16 protein-coding genes are annotated in these 13,975 nt (G+C 70.7%); 7 read left to right on the top strand and 9 right to left on the bottom strand.

Going from position 1 to position 13,975, the window contains the following annotated elements; all coding sequences use genetic code 11:
• The first annotated feature begins 66 nt into the window (after positions 1–66).
• Positions 67–330: a helix-turn-helix transcriptional regulator gene (locus ACFVW6_RS35035; protein WP_357350313.1), complete on the top strand. Its 264-nt coding sequence runs from the start codon at positions 67–69 to the stop codon at positions 328–330.
• 64 nt (positions 331–394) lie between these two features.
• Here the strand turns inward: ACFVW6_RS35035 and map are convergent, their stop codons facing one another.
• The 4 genes from map to ACFVW6_RS35015 all read right to left on the bottom strand — a co-directional run bounded on the left by map (position 395) and on the right by ACFVW6_RS35015 (position 3,207).
• Positions 395–1,162, bottom strand: coding sequence for a type I methionyl aminopeptidase (gene map, locus ACFVW6_RS35030; RefSeq protein WP_355280222.1), 768 nt, complete (start codon positions 1,160–1,162; stop codon positions 395–397).
• A gap of 70 nt (positions 1,163–1,232) precedes the next feature.
• Positions 1,233–2,042 (bottom strand): mycofactocin-coupled SDR family oxidoreductase, encoded by an 810-nt coding sequence (locus ACFVW6_RS35025; RefSeq protein ID WP_357350317.1) that lies wholly within the window; start codon positions 2,040–2,042, stop codon positions 1,233–1,235.
• Positions 2,043–2,110: 68 nt separating this feature from the next.
• Positions 2,111–2,602 (bottom strand): nuclear transport factor 2 family protein, encoded by a 492-nt coding sequence (locus ACFVW6_RS35020; protein WP_378833960.1) that lies wholly within the window; start codon positions 2,600–2,602, stop codon positions 2,111–2,113.
• 20 nt (positions 2,603–2,622) lie between these two features.
• A complete protein-coding gene (locus ACFVW6_RS35015) occupies positions 2,623–3,207 on the bottom strand; it encodes a hypothetical protein (RefSeq protein WP_378833962.1) in 585 nt (194 codons plus the stop codon).
• A gap of 189 nt (positions 3,208–3,396) precedes the next feature.
• Here ACFVW6_RS35015 and ACFVW6_RS35010 point away from each other — a divergent pair, with 189 nt between their 5' ends.
• The 4 genes from ACFVW6_RS35010 to ACFVW6_RS34995 all read left to right on the top strand — a co-directional run bounded on the left by ACFVW6_RS35010 (position 3,397) and on the right by ACFVW6_RS34995 (position 7,763).
• Positions 3,397–4,578 carry a Rieske 2Fe-2S domain-containing protein gene (locus ACFVW6_RS35010; RefSeq protein ID WP_355280215.1) on the top strand — a complete coding sequence of 394 codons (1,182 nt, stop codon included), beginning with the start codon at positions 3,397–3,399 and terminating at the stop codon, positions 4,576–4,578.
• A 34-nt stretch (positions 4,579–4,612) separates the two neighbouring features.
• Positions 4,613–5,791 carry an acyl-CoA dehydrogenase family protein gene (locus ACFVW6_RS35005; RefSeq protein ID WP_355280213.1) on the top strand — a complete coding sequence of 393 codons (1,179 nt, stop codon included), beginning with the start codon at positions 4,613–4,615 and terminating at the stop codon, positions 5,789–5,791.
• Between the two features lie 28 nt (positions 5,792–5,819).
• The gene (bphC, locus tag ACFVW6_RS35000) at positions 5,820–6,725 is read left to right on the top strand and encodes a biphenyl-2,3-diol 1,2-dioxygenase (protein WP_357350325.1); all 906 of its coding nucleotides are present in this window, start codon (positions 5,820–5,822) and stop codon (positions 6,723–6,725) included.
• A gap of 180 nt (positions 6,726–6,905) precedes the next feature.
• Positions 6,906–7,763, top strand: coding sequence for an IclR family transcriptional regulator (locus ACFVW6_RS34995; protein ID WP_355280210.1), 858 nt, complete (start codon positions 6,906–6,908; stop codon positions 7,761–7,763).
• A gap of 42 nt (positions 7,764–7,805) precedes the next feature.
• Here the strand turns inward: ACFVW6_RS34995 and ACFVW6_RS34990 are convergent, their stop codons facing one another.
• Both ACFVW6_RS34990 and ACFVW6_RS34985 read right to left on the bottom strand, forming a co-directional pair.
• The gene (locus tag ACFVW6_RS34990) at positions 7,806–8,435 is read right to left on the bottom strand and encodes a Dabb family protein (RefSeq protein WP_378833966.1); all 630 of its coding nucleotides are present in this window, start codon (positions 8,433–8,435) and stop codon (positions 7,806–7,808) included.
• Positions 8,428–8,775 (bottom strand): hypothetical protein, encoded by a 348-nt coding sequence (locus ACFVW6_RS34985; RefSeq protein ID WP_355280206.1) that lies wholly within the window; start codon positions 8,773–8,775, stop codon positions 8,428–8,430. The genes ACFVW6_RS34990 and ACFVW6_RS34985 overlap by 8 nt, the downstream gene beginning before the upstream one ends.
• 149 nt (positions 8,776–8,924) lie before the next feature.
• On the opposite strand from ACFVW6_RS34985, the gene ACFVW6_RS34980 reads away from it, so the two are divergent.
• Positions 8,925–9,893: an alpha/beta hydrolase gene (locus ACFVW6_RS34980; RefSeq protein ID WP_378833970.1), complete on the top strand. Its 969-nt coding sequence runs from the start codon at positions 8,925–8,927 to the stop codon at positions 9,891–9,893.
• On the opposite strand, the gene ACFVW6_RS34975 is transcribed toward ACFVW6_RS34980, so the two are convergent.
• Genes ACFVW6_RS34975 through ACFVW6_RS34965 form a run of 3 tightly spaced genes read right to left on the bottom strand, consistent with a single transcriptional unit; the run spans position 9,890 to position 12,847 of the window.
• Positions 9,890–10,726, bottom strand: coding sequence for an ABC transporter ATP-binding protein (locus ACFVW6_RS34975; RefSeq protein ID WP_378833973.1), 837 nt, complete (start codon positions 10,724–10,726; stop codon positions 9,890–9,892). The genes ACFVW6_RS34980 and ACFVW6_RS34975 overlap by 4 nt on opposite strands.
• Positions 10,719–11,804, bottom strand: coding sequence for a FecCD family ABC transporter permease (locus tag ACFVW6_RS34970; protein WP_378833975.1), 1,086 nt, complete (start codon positions 11,802–11,804; stop codon positions 10,719–10,721). The genes ACFVW6_RS34975 and ACFVW6_RS34970 overlap by 8 nt, the downstream gene beginning before the upstream one ends.
• Complete coding sequence (locus tag ACFVW6_RS34965; protein WP_355280198.1) at positions 11,801–12,847, bottom strand: iron chelate uptake ABC transporter family permease subunit; 1,047 nt, start codon at positions 12,845–12,847, stop codon at positions 11,801–11,803. The genes ACFVW6_RS34970 and ACFVW6_RS34965 overlap by 4 nt, the downstream gene beginning before the upstream one ends.
• Positions 12,848–12,902: 55 nt before the next feature.
• Between ACFVW6_RS34965 and ACFVW6_RS34960 the strand changes: the two genes are divergently transcribed.
• Positions 12,903–13,850, top strand: a complete 948-nt coding sequence (locus ACFVW6_RS34960; RefSeq protein WP_355280196.1) for an iron-siderophore ABC transporter substrate-binding protein — start codon at positions 12,903–12,905, stop codon at positions 13,848–13,850.
• Positions 13,851–13,975: the final 125 nt, after the last annotated feature.

Raw genomic sequence — 13,975 nt, 5'->3', positions numbered from 1 at the left:
ACATCAGAACAACACACGCCCGTCCGCGGCTTGCGGTATTTAAATACCCCACCTACCCTCGGAGCCATGGTGCGCCTCCCCCTCAGCCCGGCCCAAGTCGAAGCAGGTCGTCGCCTCGGCCGCTGCCTGCGCACGGCGCGCGGCGACCGCGATCTGGCCGAGGTGGCGCGCGCGGCGGGCATCTCCCCCGAGACCTTGCGCAAGATCGAATCCGGCCGCCTGCCCTCCCCCGCCTTCGGCACCGTCGTCGGCCTGGCCGAGGCGCTGGCGATTCCACTGACCGACCTCGCCGAGGTCTACCGCACCGAGCAGATCGCCGAATCCGCCTGAGCGGCACGGGATCTCCACGCCACCGCGCACCATGAGCCTGCCCGGCCACGCGGCATGACGATGCTCAGCCGCGCAGCGTGAGGACACTCGGCCCGTCGGCCGTGACCGCGATCGTGTGCTCACTGTGCGCGCACCGGGAGCCGTCGGCGGAGCGGATCGTCCACCCGTCGGCATCGGTGACCACGGTCGCGGTGCTCGCCGCGAACCAGGGTTCGATGGCGATCGTGAGCCCGGGACGCAGCCGGAACCCCCGCCCGGCGCGGCCGGTATTGGATACATGCGGGTCCTCGTGCATGGTCCGGCCGATGCCGTGTCCACCGAACTCGGTGTTGACCGGGTAGCCGTACGCGCGGGCGACCGTCGAGATGGCCGCGGAGATGTCGCCGATGTGGTTGCCCGGCTGCGCGGCGGCGATGCCGGCCGCGAGGGCCTCCTCGGTGGCCCGCACCAGGCGCTGGTCGGCCGGGGCCGGGGTGCCGACGATGGTGGTCACCGCGGAGTCGGCGGCCCAGCCGTCGATGGTGACCGCCAGATCGGCGGTGAGCACGTCACCGTCACACAGCACGTAGTCGTGCGGAAGACCGTGCAGCACAGCGTCGTTGACCGCCAGGCAGACGGTGTTGCGGAACGGCCCGCGACCGAACGAGGGCGCGTAGTCCCAGTAGCACGACACCGCGCCGCGCTCGCGAATCCGTTCCCGCACATACTCTTCGAGCTCGAGCAGGTTCACCCCGACGGCAGCCTTCGCGTGGACACCGGCCAGCACGTCGGCGACGAACGCACCGGTCACCCGCATCCGCTCGATCTCCGCGGGCGTCTTCAACTCCACCATCACGCCTCCATTGGTATTTTCATACCAACCCTAGCGGCGTCGGTATAAAAATACCAATTCGGCGATGTGCTCAGCGGTTGAGGTTGCCCATGTCCACCGGGATCTGCGCGCCGGTGACCTGCCCCGCCTCGTCCGAGCACAGCCACGCGACGGCGGCGGCGATATCGGAGGCCTCGGTGATGTAGGTCGGCAGGGCGTTCATGAAGATGGGCGCGAGCGTGGCCGCGTGCTGCTCGAACAGCGGGCCCATCTCCGCCATCTGCATGCCGGTCGCCACCCCGGCCGGATGCACGGTGTTGACCCGGATCTTGTGCTGGCCCAGCTCGTTGGCCATCGTCTTGGCCAATCCGGTGATGGCGTGCTTGGTGGCCACATAGTGGGCCGTGAACGGGATGCCCTTGAGACCGGCGACCGAGCTGGTGAACACCATCGCGCCGCCCTCACCCTGCTCGATCAGGTACGGAATCGCGGCCTTGGCGGTATGGAAGACGCCGGTCAGATTCACATCGACCGTCTCCTGCCACTGCTCGGCGGTGATCTCCCACGACATCGCCGCCGAACAGATTCCGGCATTGGCGACGACGACGTCGAGCCGGCCGAACTGTTCGATCCCCGCCGCCAGCGCCGCCGACAGGCCCGCGAAATCGCGGACATCGGCCTTGCTCGCGGCGATCTTGCCGCCCGCGGCCTCGACCAGCCGGACGGTCTCGGCCAGGTCGTCCTCGGTGGCACCCGGGTAGCTGGTGCTGGCGAAATCCACGCACGCGTCGATCGCGATGATGTCGGCGCCCTCCTCGGCGAAGCGAACCGCCTCGGCCCGGCCCTGGCCGCGGGCCGCCCCGGTGATGAAGACGACCTTGCCCTCGTATCGTCGCGCCATGTCCTACCTCCGAACGTCGATGTGCACTATGAACACCTCACCATCGCGCGCCCCCGCGCGGTGCGGAATCAGAGGTTTTCCACCTGGGAGTCCGCACTCAGTGGACGGGTCAGCGACCACAGCTGGGTGAAGGTGCAGCGCGCGATCTTCCAGCGGCCGTCCTCGACCCGGTACTCGTCGGCGTATTCGCCGGTGGCCACGGTCTCGGTGCGCGCCAGCAGGTTCAGCTGCCGGAAGCGCAGCGTCCACCGGCCGCTGGCGGTGGTGTCGTCGTGCACGGTGATGTCGGGATGCACCCCGTGGTGCATGTCGAGCACGACCGGCTTGCCGTCGACCCGGCGCAGCGCGATCGAGGTGAACACCGCGGCCATGCCGTCGGCGTCGTGGGTGCCCAGGCTGCCGTAGTCGAGCTCGGCCCCCGCCGCGAGGAAGCACTCGCGGAAGCCGACCGCGTCCTTGGCATCACAGGCGCGGAAGTAGCGGTGTTTGAGGGCGATGATCGCCTCGATCGTCTCCAGCCGGGCGATCCGGGCGGCGAGGTCGGGGGCGGTGTCGGTCATGGTGCTCCTGCTCGGCGGGGTCAGTCGCGGGCGAAGGTCGCCCACGCGCGGACGACGACCTCGCCCGCGGCGTCGGTCCCGGACAGGGTGACGTCGACGCGCGCTTCGCCGTCCTGCGTGTAACTCTGCGTGATGTGGCCCGCGCAGGTCATGACTTCGCCCGACGGCAGCGCGCGCACGACCCTGGTGCGGAAGCGCCGGATGTTCTCCGCGCCCAGCCAATCGGTGGCGTAGGTGGCCAGCAGCGCGGTGGCCTGCGGCGAGACCGGTTCGCCCAGTGCGGGTTCGGCGGCGGCCCAGGACTCGGCGACGAGTCCGCCGGTGCGGTCGAAGTAGCGGGTCAGCGATTCGGCGGCACTGACCGCGGGCGCGCCGGGATTGCCGGCCCGGATCGCGGTCAGCTGGTCGCCCGCGCGCGGCGGCGGGCCGAAGAACCGGTGATCGGTCTCCGCCCGGCCGCCCGCGGCGCCGAACCCGTCGGCGGGCAGGAAGGTCGGCGGGACCACGGGCCGGTCGGCGAGCCGGTAGGCCGGATTGTGCGAGTGCGCCGCCTCGGCGAACATCCGGATGGCGGCGGTCTCCAGAACCATCGCGACGGTACCCATGGTCATTCCTCTCGTCCGGCGGATGCGGTCACGGTAGGGCGGCCCGCGCGCTTGTGATCGGTTCCTCTCCCGCTGATCGGGACGCCGAGGCGGCACGGCGAAAACATGTCCGCTGACCGGGAACCGACCAGCCCGGACCGCCACCGGCAGCGTGACCATCGACACAGCTCATCCCACTCCGTCCGATACATGGAGGTTTCGATGCCGGAGAACTCGCCGAACGGCCGATCACAGGACGCCGACTACCGTCAGATCGAGGCCGCCGCCGCGCCGACCCGCTTCGCGCGCGGCTGGCACTGCCTCGGCCTGCTCTCGTCGTTCCGCGACGGCAAGCCGCACGAGGTGAAGGCGTTCGGCACCACGCTGGTGGTGTTCCAGTCGGAATCCGACGGCGCGCTGCACGTGCTCGACGGATTCTGCCGCCACATGGGCGGCAACCTGGCGCACGGCACCGTCAAGGGCGACTCGATCGCCTGCCCGTTCCACGACTGGCGCTGGGGCGGCAACGGCAAGTGCACGGCGATTCCCTACGCGCGCCGGGTGCCCCCGCTGGCCAAGACCCGCTCGTGGCCGACCCTCGAGCGCAACGGTCAGCTGTTCGTCTGGAACGACCCGCAGGGCAGCAAGCCCACCGACGAGGTGACCATCCCCGAGATCGAGGGCTACGGCACCCCGGAGTGGACCGACTTCACCTGGAACTCGATCCTCATCGAGGGCTCGCACTGCCGGGAGATCGTCGACAACGTCGTCGATATGGCGCACTTCTTCTACGTGCACTACTCGTTCCCGCGCTACTTCAAGAACGTCTTCGACGGCCACGTCGCGACCCAGTACATGCGCTCGACCCCGCGCCACGACATCTCCGTCGGCACCAGCTACGACGATCCGAACTCCACCCTGCGCTCGGACGCCTCGTACTTCGGCCCGTCCTACATGATCGACTGGCTCTGGAGCGAGGCGCAGGGCATGACGATCGAGACCGTCCTGATCAACTGCCACTACCCGGTCGACGAGAACTCCTTCGTGCTGCAGTACGGCGCGATGGTCAAGAAGCCCGAGGGCATGTCCGACGCCGACGCCACCGCGATGGCCGAGCAGTTCGCCGCGGGCGTGCAGGTCGGCTTCGAGCAGGACGTGGCGATCTGGAAGAACAAGGCGCCGATCGACAACCCGCTGCTCTCGGAGGAAGACGGGCCGGTCTACCAGCTGCGCCGCTGGTACAAGCAGTTCTACGTCGACGTCGAGGACGTCACCGAAGACATGACCAAACGCTTCGAATTCGAGATCGATACCGACCGCGCGGTGACGAGCTGGGAAGCCGAGGTGGCCGACAACATCGCCCGCGGCGCCATCGTCGACACCATGTCCTGACCTCTCCCACCCCGAACAGAAAGCACCACCTGCGATGACCAAGGTTCTCGACAACATCGCCGCGATCGCCGACCAGCTGCGCGATCAGGCCCCGGAGGCGGAGCGGCTCGGGCAGCTGCCCGATGCCACGGCCCAGCTGCTCAAGACGGCGGGCCCGATCCGCCTGCTGCAGCCCAAGAAGTACAGCGGCTTCGAGGCGCATCCGCGCGAGTTCGCCGAGACGGTGATGGCCACCGCCGCGCTCGATCCGGCCAGCGGCTGGATCACCGGCATCGTCGGCGTGCACCCGTGGCAGCTGGCCTTCGCCGATCCGAAGGTCCAGGACGAGGTGTGGGCCGACGACCACGACACCTGGATGGCCTCGCCGTACGCGCCCACCGGCATCGCCCGCCCGGTCGACGGCGGCTACATCTTCAACGGCCGCTGGCAGTTCAGCTCCGGCACCGACCACTGTGACTGGATCTTCCTGGGCGCCATGCTCGGCAACCCCGACGGCTCGATGGCGCTGCCGCCGACGATGCTGCACATGATCCTGCCGCGCGAGGACTACACCATCGTCGAGGATTCCTGGAATGTGGTGGGCCTCAAGGGCACCGGTTCCAAGGACATCATCGTCAAGGACGCGTTCGTGCCCGACTACCGGGTGATGAACGGCGACCACGTCATCGACGGCACCGCGCAGAAGGAGTACGGGGTCACCGAGACCCTGTACAAGATGCCGTGGTCGACGATGTTCCCGCTGGGCATCAGCTCCGCGGTGGTCGGCATCGCCGAGGGCGCGCTGGCCGCGCACCTGGACTACCAGCGCGACCGGGTCGGCGCGCAGGGCACCGCGGTCAAGGACGATCCGTACGTACTGTTCGCCATCGGCGAGGCCGCCGCCGACATCAACGCCGCCCGCCAGGAACTGCTGGCCAACGCGGACAAGATCTTCGACGCGGTCGACGCGGGCAAGGAGATCAGCTTCGCCGAGCGGGCCGCCGTGCGGCGCACCCAGGTCCGCGCGGCCTGGCGCGCGGTCTCGGCCGTGGACCAGATCTTCGCGCGGTCCGGCGGCAACGCCATGCGGACCGACAAGCCGCTGCAGCGCTACTGGCGCGACGCGCACGTCGGCCTCGCCCACGCCATCCACGTGCCGAGCACCGTGTACCACGCCTCGGCCGTCAGCTCCCTCGGTCTCGAGCCCGCGGACAACCTCCGCTCGATGATCTGATCCGAAAACCACGAAGGACAACGAGAACATGACCGACATCAAAGGCCTCGGCTACGTCAAGATCCAGACGGCCGACATGGACCGCTGGCGCACCTTCGCGTTCGACGTGCTCGGCTTCGCTCAGGGCAGCGGCCCGGACGAGAACGCGCTGTACCTGCGGATGGACGAGCGCGCGGCGCGCATCACCGTCGTGCCGGGCGACAGCGACGCCGTCGTGACCATCGGCTGGGAAGTCCGTGACCACGCGGCCCTGGTCCGGGTGCAGGAAGCCGTCACCGCGGCCGGCATCGCCGTCAAGCCGCTCTCGGTCGAGGAGGCCGACGCGCGCCGGGTCGAGGAGGTCATCACCTTCCAGGATCCGACCGGCGCGACGCTGGAGATCTTCCACGGCGCGGTGCTCGACCACAGCCCGGTGGTGACGCCGTTCGGCGCGAAGTTCGTCACCGGCGCCCAGGGGCTGGGCCACGTCGTGCTGCCGACGATGGACCCGAACGGGGCGTTCGACTTCTACACCGAGGTGCTCGGCTTCCTGCCGCGCGGCGCGTTCCGGATCCCGGCGCCGCCGGAGTTCGGGCCGATGCGGGTGCGCTTCATGGGTGTCAACGAGCGGCACCACAGCCTCGCGCTGTGCCCCGCGCCGCACGGTGGCGCGCCGGGCCTGGTGCACATCATGGTGGAGGTCGACTCGCTCGACGCCGTCGGCCAGGCGCTGGACCGCGTCACCAAGGACGGCTTCTCGGTGTCCTCGACGCTGGGCAGGCACACCAACGACAAGATGGTGTCGTTCTACGTGCGCGCACCCGGCGGCTGGGATGTCGAGTTCGGCACCGAGGGCATGCGGGTCGACGAGACCTATTACACCGCTGAGGAAATCACCGCCGACAGCTACTGGGGCCACGACTGGTCCGGCAGCGAGCCGCTGGCGGCCATGTAACCGCGCACAGCCCTTCGACGGCCCCCGTACCGAGCACTCCGCTCGGTACGGGGGCCGTCGTCGTTGCACGCGATTCGGGGATTCATGTGACAACGGCCACAGAGGATGGTATGAATAGGTATATGCCTAATCGAAATATGCGACTGGGCATCAGCACGTAGATCCGAAATGGAGCGCTCCATGGTCATCCAAGCCGAGGCCACCACCCCCAGTGCGATCCTCGATCGCGCGTCCCTGCTGCTCGACGCCTTCGACGGTCCGGGCAGGCTCACCCTCGCCCAGATCGTCCGGCGCACCGGGCTACCCCGGTCCTCGGCGCACCGCATGCTGGAACGGCTGGTGCAATTGCGCTGGCTGCGCCGCGAAGGGCGCGATTACGAGCTCGGGATCCGGTTGATGGAGCTCGGCTCGCTGGCCGTGCACCAGGACCGGCTGCATCGCGCCGCGATGCCGTTCCTGCACGAGCTGCATCGGGTCACCGGGTTCGTCGTGCACCTGGCCGTCCTCGACGGTCCCGACGTCGTGTACCTGGACAAGGTGGGCGGCGATCTGGCCGCTGCGGTCCCGACCCGGGTCGGCGGCAGGCGGCCCGCGCACTGTACGGCGGTCGGCAAGGCGATCCTGGCCTACTCCGACGAGCGGCGCCTCGCCGAGGTCGTCACCGGGCAGGCCACGGCCCGCACCAAGTACTCGCTGACCACCCGGGCCCAGCTCGACAACGAACTGCACAAGGTGCGCGCGCACGGCATCGCGGTCGAGCGCGAGGAGTCGCTGGCCGGCTTCGGCTGCATCGCCGCGCCGATCGGCGATCTCGGCGAGTCCGCCGTGGCCGCGGTGTCGGTGTGCGGGCCGGTCGACCGGATGGTCTTCGACCACCGGCTCAGCGCGCCGGTGCGCACGACCGCGCTCAACATCTGGCGCCACGTCGACGACGGCCGGGTGCGGGTGCGCCCCACCCTGCAGCAGCACCCGCGGCCGCTGGGCGTCGGCCCCGCGTCCCGGGTCGCCACCGAACACCGCGCGCCCCGCTACGCGTGATCCGGTGGTACGCCGCCCGGCGGGAGCGGGCGGCGGCCGGGATCAGGCGGGATCGTTCTCGCAGAAGCTGTGGCAGATGCGGTCGTGCACGATCACGTCCGGGCATTCCGGATCGAACCACCGGTCGACGTGCGCCCAGTGCACCGGGTGCATCAGGTACGGGCCGTCGAGCCCGTCGAGATCGGTGAACTCCTGCTCCCAGACGTGGGTCCACGGCACGGATCCGATGCCGCGACGCACCCGGCTCAGCCGCCAGGACAGCATGGTCGGGATGTAGCGCGGCATGCGCATCAGGTCCGCCTCGAAGCGGTCCACCGTCGCGTCCGGGGTCTGCGGCGCGACCCGCAGCAGCAACACCCGGTACACCGAACCGGGCGCCCGCGGTTCCGCGAAACCACCGGTGCCGCCGTCGTATTCGGCACCGTCGACATGCGTCACGCCCGGATCGGCGAGCACCGCGTCGACCGCGGCCGCACAGGCGTGCCAGTCGGCGGCCTCGGCGAACCGCAGGTGCGCGAGCACGTCACCGCCGTTGCGCACCCCCGGCAGCGTGGGCTGGACCAGCACCCGGCGCGCCACCCCGGACACCGCCGCGGTCAGGTCGGTCATGAGCTGGTCGGCGGCCGGACCGCCCGCCACCGACAGATGCACCAGCCGAACGACATCAAACATCGGCGAGCCTCTCGATCTCGGACGCCTCGGCCCCGGTCGAGCGCGTGCGCTCGGCGACCAGGTCGTCGACGCCTGCCCACCAGCGCCGCACCGCCGGATCGGACCGTCCCTGCCAGGTCATCGCCCACCACCCCTCGGCCCCGTCGAGGACCCAGGTCGCGGTGACGGTGTTGGACTCGTCGGGAAACCAGATCGGCGGACTCACCACGATCCGCTCCAGCGTCATCCCCCGCTCGCGGGCCCCCGGCGCGTACTCACGCAGATACGCGTCGACGAAGTCCCTGGCCCGCCCGGGTTTCGTCACAACGGTGTCGGTCACGTAGACCTTCGCGGTGTTCATGTGCCGACGGTAGGCACCGCGCGCGTCGCGTCGACCAGGGGTTTCCGCCCAGCGGGAGAACGGGGTCCGAACCGTACCGGACCGGCCCTACGGTGGGCCGACGACCGGTTCGACCGTCGAACCCCGTCGCGAGAATTCCAGGAGGGTCAGTGACTGTCCGCGTCTATCCCACCACCGGACCGGGTGCGGTGCCGGACCCCGAAGTCGCGGCGATGCTCGCCACGCTCGACGCCGGGTTCCCCGATATCGCCACGATGCGCGCGGCCGACGTGCGGGCCGCGATCCTCGGCAGGCGGGCGCCACTGAAGTATCTGCCCGAGATGCGCGAGGCGCGCGATGTCGTCGTCGCGGGGCCCGGCGGTGACCTGACCCTGCGCGTCTACCGGCCGCACCGCGACGGGGCGACGCTGCCGGTGATCGTGTTCGCGCACGGCGGCGGCTTCGTGTTCTGCGATCTCGACAGTCACGACGAGTTCTGCCGGTCGATGGCCGAGGGAGTCGGCGCGGTCGTGGTCGCGGTCGACTACCGGCTCGCGCCCGAGCACCGGGCGCCCGCCGCGCACGAGGATGTGCTCACCGCGCTGCGCTGGGCCGGCGAGCACGCGGGTGAGTTCGGCGGCGATCCGGCGCGGATCGCGCTGGCCGGGGACAGCGCGGGCGGCAATCTCGCCGCCACCGTGGCCATCGCGGTCCGCGACGGCGGCGGCCCCGAGGTCGCGGCGCAGATCCTGTTATATCCGGTGATCGACGACGACTTCGAGACCGAGTCCTACCGGCGGTTCGGCACCGGCCACTACAACACGACCAGCGCCATGCGCTGGTACTGGCAGCAGTACGCCCCGCACGGCACCGACGACGTCCGCCTGGTGCCGACCAGGGCCGAGTCGCTGGCCGGGCTGCCGCCCGCGGTGGTGATCACCGCCGAACTCGATCCGCCGTGCGCGGCGGGCGACGCCTACGCGCGCCGCCTCGCCGACGACGGCGTCGCCGTGCGGCACCGCCGCTACGACGGGCTGTTCCACGGCTTCCTCACCATTCCGTCGCTGGCGGCGACCACCGCGGCGCGCACCGAGATCTGGGCCATGGTGCGCGAGGTACTCGGCACACCCGATCGCTAGGACCGGTGCCGCTGCGGCACGATCATCGGCGACCCGGTCAGCGGGTCGTCGATGACCACGCAGTCCAGATCGAACACCGCCCGGACGAGATCCGGGGTGATCAGCTCCCCCGGACTTCCCTGCCCGATGATCCGGCCGTCGCGCATGGCGACGAGGTCGGTGGCGTAGCGGCAGGCCAGGTTCAGGTCGTGCAGGACGGCGACGACGGTGCGGCCGTGCTCGCGGTACAGGCGCTCGCACAGGTCGAGGACATCGAGCTGGTGACTGATGTCGAGATAGGTGGTCGGCTCGTCGAGCAGCACGATGGAGGTGGCCTGGGCGAGCACCATGGCGATCCAGACCCGTTGGCGCTGACCGCCGGACAGTTCGTCGACGCGCCGGTGCCGCAGGTCGGTGGTGCCGGTGGCCGCGAGTGCCTCGGTGACGGCCGCGGCGTCGTCGTCGGACCACTGCCGCAGCAGCCCCTGGTGCGGGTAGCGGCCGCGGGCGACGAGATCGCCGACGACGATGCCGTCCGGGGTGCCCGGCGTCTGCGGCAGCAGGCTCAGCCTGCGCGCGGTCTCCTTGGTGGAGTAGCGGTGGATCGCCTTGCCGTCCAGCACCACCGAGCCGTCGGCCGGGCGCAGGATCCGGCCGAGCGCGGCGAGCAGCGTCGATTTCCCGCAGGCGTTGGGCCCGATGATGACGGTGAACCGGCCGTCGGGCACCGCGAGATCGACGCCGTGCAGCACGGCCCGCTCGCCGTAGGCCACGCGGACCGACTCGCCCCGCAGCCGCGAGCCGGGGTGCTCCCCTTCGATGGATTCGGCGGTCCCGGTGGATGTTTCAGACACGGTGACGCAGACCCTCTCGTACCAGCAACCAGAGCAGGAAGACCCCACCGATGCTCACCGTGACGACGCCGACGGGAACCGGTGCGGGAAAGGCGTGTTCGGCCACCAGGTCGCTGACGCCGAGCAGGAGCGCGCCGGTGCACGCGGCCGCGAAGATCCCGGCGCCGGGCGTGCGGGTGATGCCACGGGCGAGGTGCGGCGCGGCGAGGGCGATGAACGCGATCGGGCCCGCCGCCGACACCGACAGGCCGACGAGGATGGTCGCGCCGAGCATCAGCCCCAGGCGGGCCCGCCCGCTGCGCACGCCCAGCGTCGTCGCCACCGTGTCCCCGAGATCGAGGGCGTGGAACGACCGATTCAGCACCGCGATCAGCGGGCCGACGAGCGCGAGCCCGACGGCCACGATCGCCACCTGACCCCACCCGCGCCCGCTGAGCGAACCGATCAGCCACGCGTTGGCCACCGCCGCCGACGGCAGGTACGCCTGACTGAGCACGTAGTAGGTCGCCGCGGTGAAGATCGCCTCCAGGGCGATCCCGACCAGCACCAGCCGCGCACCCCGCAGCCCGCCCAGCACCGTGAGCACGCCGATGATCGCGAAGGTGCCGAGCGCGCCCACCGCGGCGCCGAGCGCGGCCGTCGACAGGGTGCCGCCGAGCGTGAGCAACACGAAGACCGCGCCCAGCGAGGCGCCGTTGGTGAAGCCGATGACATCCGGGCTGGCCAGCGGATTGTGGTAGAGCCGCTGGAAGATCGCGCCCGCGGCGGCCAGGCCAGCGCCCACCCCGACCGCCACCAGGACCCGGGGCAGCCGCCGGTCCAGGACGAAGAACCGGTCGAGCCTGCGCCGCGGATGCCCCGTGAGCGTGTCCCACAGCGCGCCGGGACCGACCCGGTATTCGCCGACCATGAGCGAGACCGCGATCATCGCCAGCACCAGGACCACCAGGATCGCGGTGGTCACGACGGCGCGGCGGTCGAACCGCAGGGTGGACCGGCCCGCGCGCACCACCACGTCGCCCGGCGTGATCCCGGTGCGCGTGACGAGTCCGGCGCCCGGCCCCGACAGGATGCTCACGACTCCGCCCCCATCCGGGGACTCCACACGATGAGCGCGATCAGCGCGGGCCCGCCGAGGAAGGCGGTGAGCACCCCGACCGGCACCGGTTCACCACCGGCGATCACCCGGCCCAGCACGTCGGCGGCCAGCAGCAGCACCGGCGCGAGCACCATCGACACCGGAACGAGCACCCGGAAATCGGAGCCGACCAGGTACTGCGCGATGTGGTAGACCAGCAGCCCGACGAAGGCGATCGGCCCCGCCAGCGCGGTGGCCGCCCCGCACAGGACCGTGACGACGACGAAGCCGAGCAGCCGGACCCGGCCCAGGTGCACGCCCAGCGCCGTGGCGGTGCGATCACCCAGGCTCAGCGCGTTCAGCGACCGGCACAGCGCCAGCGCCAGGACGGCGGCGCCGAGCACGTACGGCACCAGCAGCAGGGTGTCGTGCAGGTCGCGGGTGGCCAGGGAGCCGATCCGCCAGAAGCGATAGGAATCGAGCACGTCCTCGTCCAGGAACACCAGCAGCTGGGTGACCCCGGACAGCACCGCGGCCAGCGCCACCCCCGACAGCGCCAGCCGCAGCGGCGACGCGGTCGCCCGGCCGACCATCGAGAGCAGATACACGACCACCGCGGCGATGCCCGCGCCGGCGAAGGCGAACCAGGTGTAGCCCGTGACGCCCATCCCGCCGGTGACGGTGAGCCCGACGACGACGCCGAGCGCCGCACCCGCGTTCACCCCCAGCAGTCCCGGATCGGCGATCGGATTGCGGGTCAGCGCGCCGATGACCACGCCCGCCGCGCCCAGCGCGACCCCGCAGACCAGCCCGACCACCGTCCGGCTCAGCCGCCAGTCACCGATGATCACCCGCACGCTGTCCTCGCCCCGCCCGAACAGCGCGGCCACCACGTCACCCATCGGAATCGACTTGGCGCCGATGGCCAGACTGGCCACGCACACACCGAACAGCACGACCGCGGCGAGCAGCAGGACCACGCCGCCGCGGGCGAGCGGGGCAGAGCCGTGGCGTGCGGTCACGGCGTCACGACTCGAAGGCACCGGCGAACCTTACCCGGACTAATTAGGGTAGGACAACCTTGGTTAGGTTAGGCTAATGTCGCTGCTCGTGCAGACCGTGAGAAGTAGTAGACACCGGCTGACCACCGCCTTCGGCGCGCTGGTCGCCACCGTGGGCCTGGTCCTGACCGGGTGCAGTTCGACCGACGCCGAGGTCGAGAACGGCCGCGTCATCGCCCACGCGATGGGTGAGACGACCGTGCCCGCGCAGCCGCAGCGCATCGTCGTCCTCGATTCCCCGCACCTCGACGCGCTCGTGTCGCTGGGCATCACCCCCGCCGCGATCACCGAGCGGGCGATGGGCTACGGCGCGCCGAAGTACCTGGCGGACAAGCTCACCGGGGTGAAGACCGTCGGCACCATCCAGGAGCCCGACCTCGACGCCATCGCCACCCTGGAGCCCGATCTGATCATCGGCACCAAGGTGCGCCACGAGGCGCTCTACACCCAGCTCAGCGGCATCGCCCCGACCGTGTTCTCGACCAGTTCGGGGACCAACTGGCACGAGCAGGCGCGGCTGACCGCGTCGGCCGTCGGCAAGTCGGCCGAGATGGAACAGCTGCTCACCCAGCTCGACGGTCGCGCCAAGGCGGTCGGCAAGGAGATCGGCGCCGCGGGCAAGACCGTGTCGATGGTGCGCTTCACCGAGGACCGCTTCCGGCTCTACGGGCCCGAGACCTTCTCCGGTTTCATCCTGGCCCAGGTCGGTTTCACCCACCCGGCCCGCACCTGGAACACCTACTCGATGGCCGAGCTCGACCCCGAGCAGTACGAGCAGATCAACGGTGACGTGGTGTTCCACGCCGACTACACCGGCAGCTCGAAGGGCACGACCAAGAGCCGGGTCACCGCGCTGTGGGGCGCGCTGCCCGCGGTCGCCGGCAACCACGCCTACGAGGTCGCCGACGACACCTGGATGCTCGGCATCGGCGTGATCGGCGCCAACAAGATCATCGACGACATCGCGCGGCTGAGCGCGAAGTGACCGGTCGTGGGGGGGGGGGGGGGGGCCCCCCCCCCCCCCCCCCCCCGGGGGGGGGGAGAAAGGCCGCCACACCCCCCGGGGGGGTTGGGGCCCCCGGGGCGGGCGGGGGGGGGGGGGGTGCGCGC

Origin of the sequence: Nocardia sp. NPDC058244 (assembly GCF_042882065.1) — a bacterium.
Classification (GTDB): Bacteria; Actinomycetota; Actinomycetes; order Mycobacteriales; family Mycobacteriaceae; genus Nocardia.
This window is presented reverse-complemented; position numbering and strand designations above follow the sequence as displayed.

Excerpts from the sequence above, each read along its gene's own strand:
- ACFVW6_RS35035 (WP_357350313.1), top strand. The coding sequence starts at position 67 with ATGGTGCGCCTCCCCCTCAGCCCGGCCCAAGTCGAAGCAGGTCGTCGC.
- map (WP_355280222.1), bottom strand. The coding sequence starts at position 1,162 with ATGGTGGAGTTGAAGACGCCCGCGGAGATCGAGCGGATGCGGGTGACC.
- ACFVW6_RS35025 (WP_357350317.1), bottom strand. The coding sequence starts at position 2,042 with ATGGCGCGACGATACGAGGGCAAGGTCGTCTTCATCACCGGGGCGGCC.
- ACFVW6_RS35020 (WP_378833960.1), bottom strand. The coding sequence starts at position 2,602 with ATGACCGACACCGCCCCCGACCTCGCCGCCCGGATCGCCCGGCTGGAG.
- ACFVW6_RS35015 (WP_378833962.1), bottom strand. The coding sequence starts at position 3,207 with ATGGGTACCGTCGCGATGGTTCTGGAGACCGCCGCCATCCGGATGTTC.
- ACFVW6_RS35010 (WP_355280215.1), top strand. The coding sequence starts at position 3,397 with ATGGAGGTTTCGATGCCGGAGAACTCGCCGAACGGCCGATCACAGGAC.
- ACFVW6_RS35005 (WP_355280213.1), top strand. The coding sequence starts at position 4,613 with ATGACCAAGGTTCTCGACAACATCGCCGCGATCGCCGACCAGCTGCGC.
- bphC (WP_357350325.1), top strand. The coding sequence starts at position 5,820 with ATGACCGACATCAAAGGCCTCGGCTACGTCAAGATCCAGACGGCCGAC.
- ACFVW6_RS34995 (WP_355280210.1), top strand. The coding sequence starts at position 6,906 with ATGGTCATCCAAGCCGAGGCCACCACCCCCAGTGCGATCCTCGATCGC.
- ACFVW6_RS34990 (WP_378833966.1), bottom strand. The coding sequence starts at position 8,435 with ATGTTTGATGTCGTTCGGCTGGTGCATCTGTCGGTGGCGGGCGGTCCG.
- ACFVW6_RS34985 (WP_355280206.1), bottom strand. The coding sequence starts at position 8,775 with ATGAACACCGCGAAGGTCTACGTGACCGACACCGTTGTGACGAAACCC.
- ACFVW6_RS34960 (WP_355280196.1), top strand. The coding sequence starts at position 12,903 with ATGTCGCTGCTCGTGCAGACCGTGAGAAGTAGTAGACACCGGCTGACC.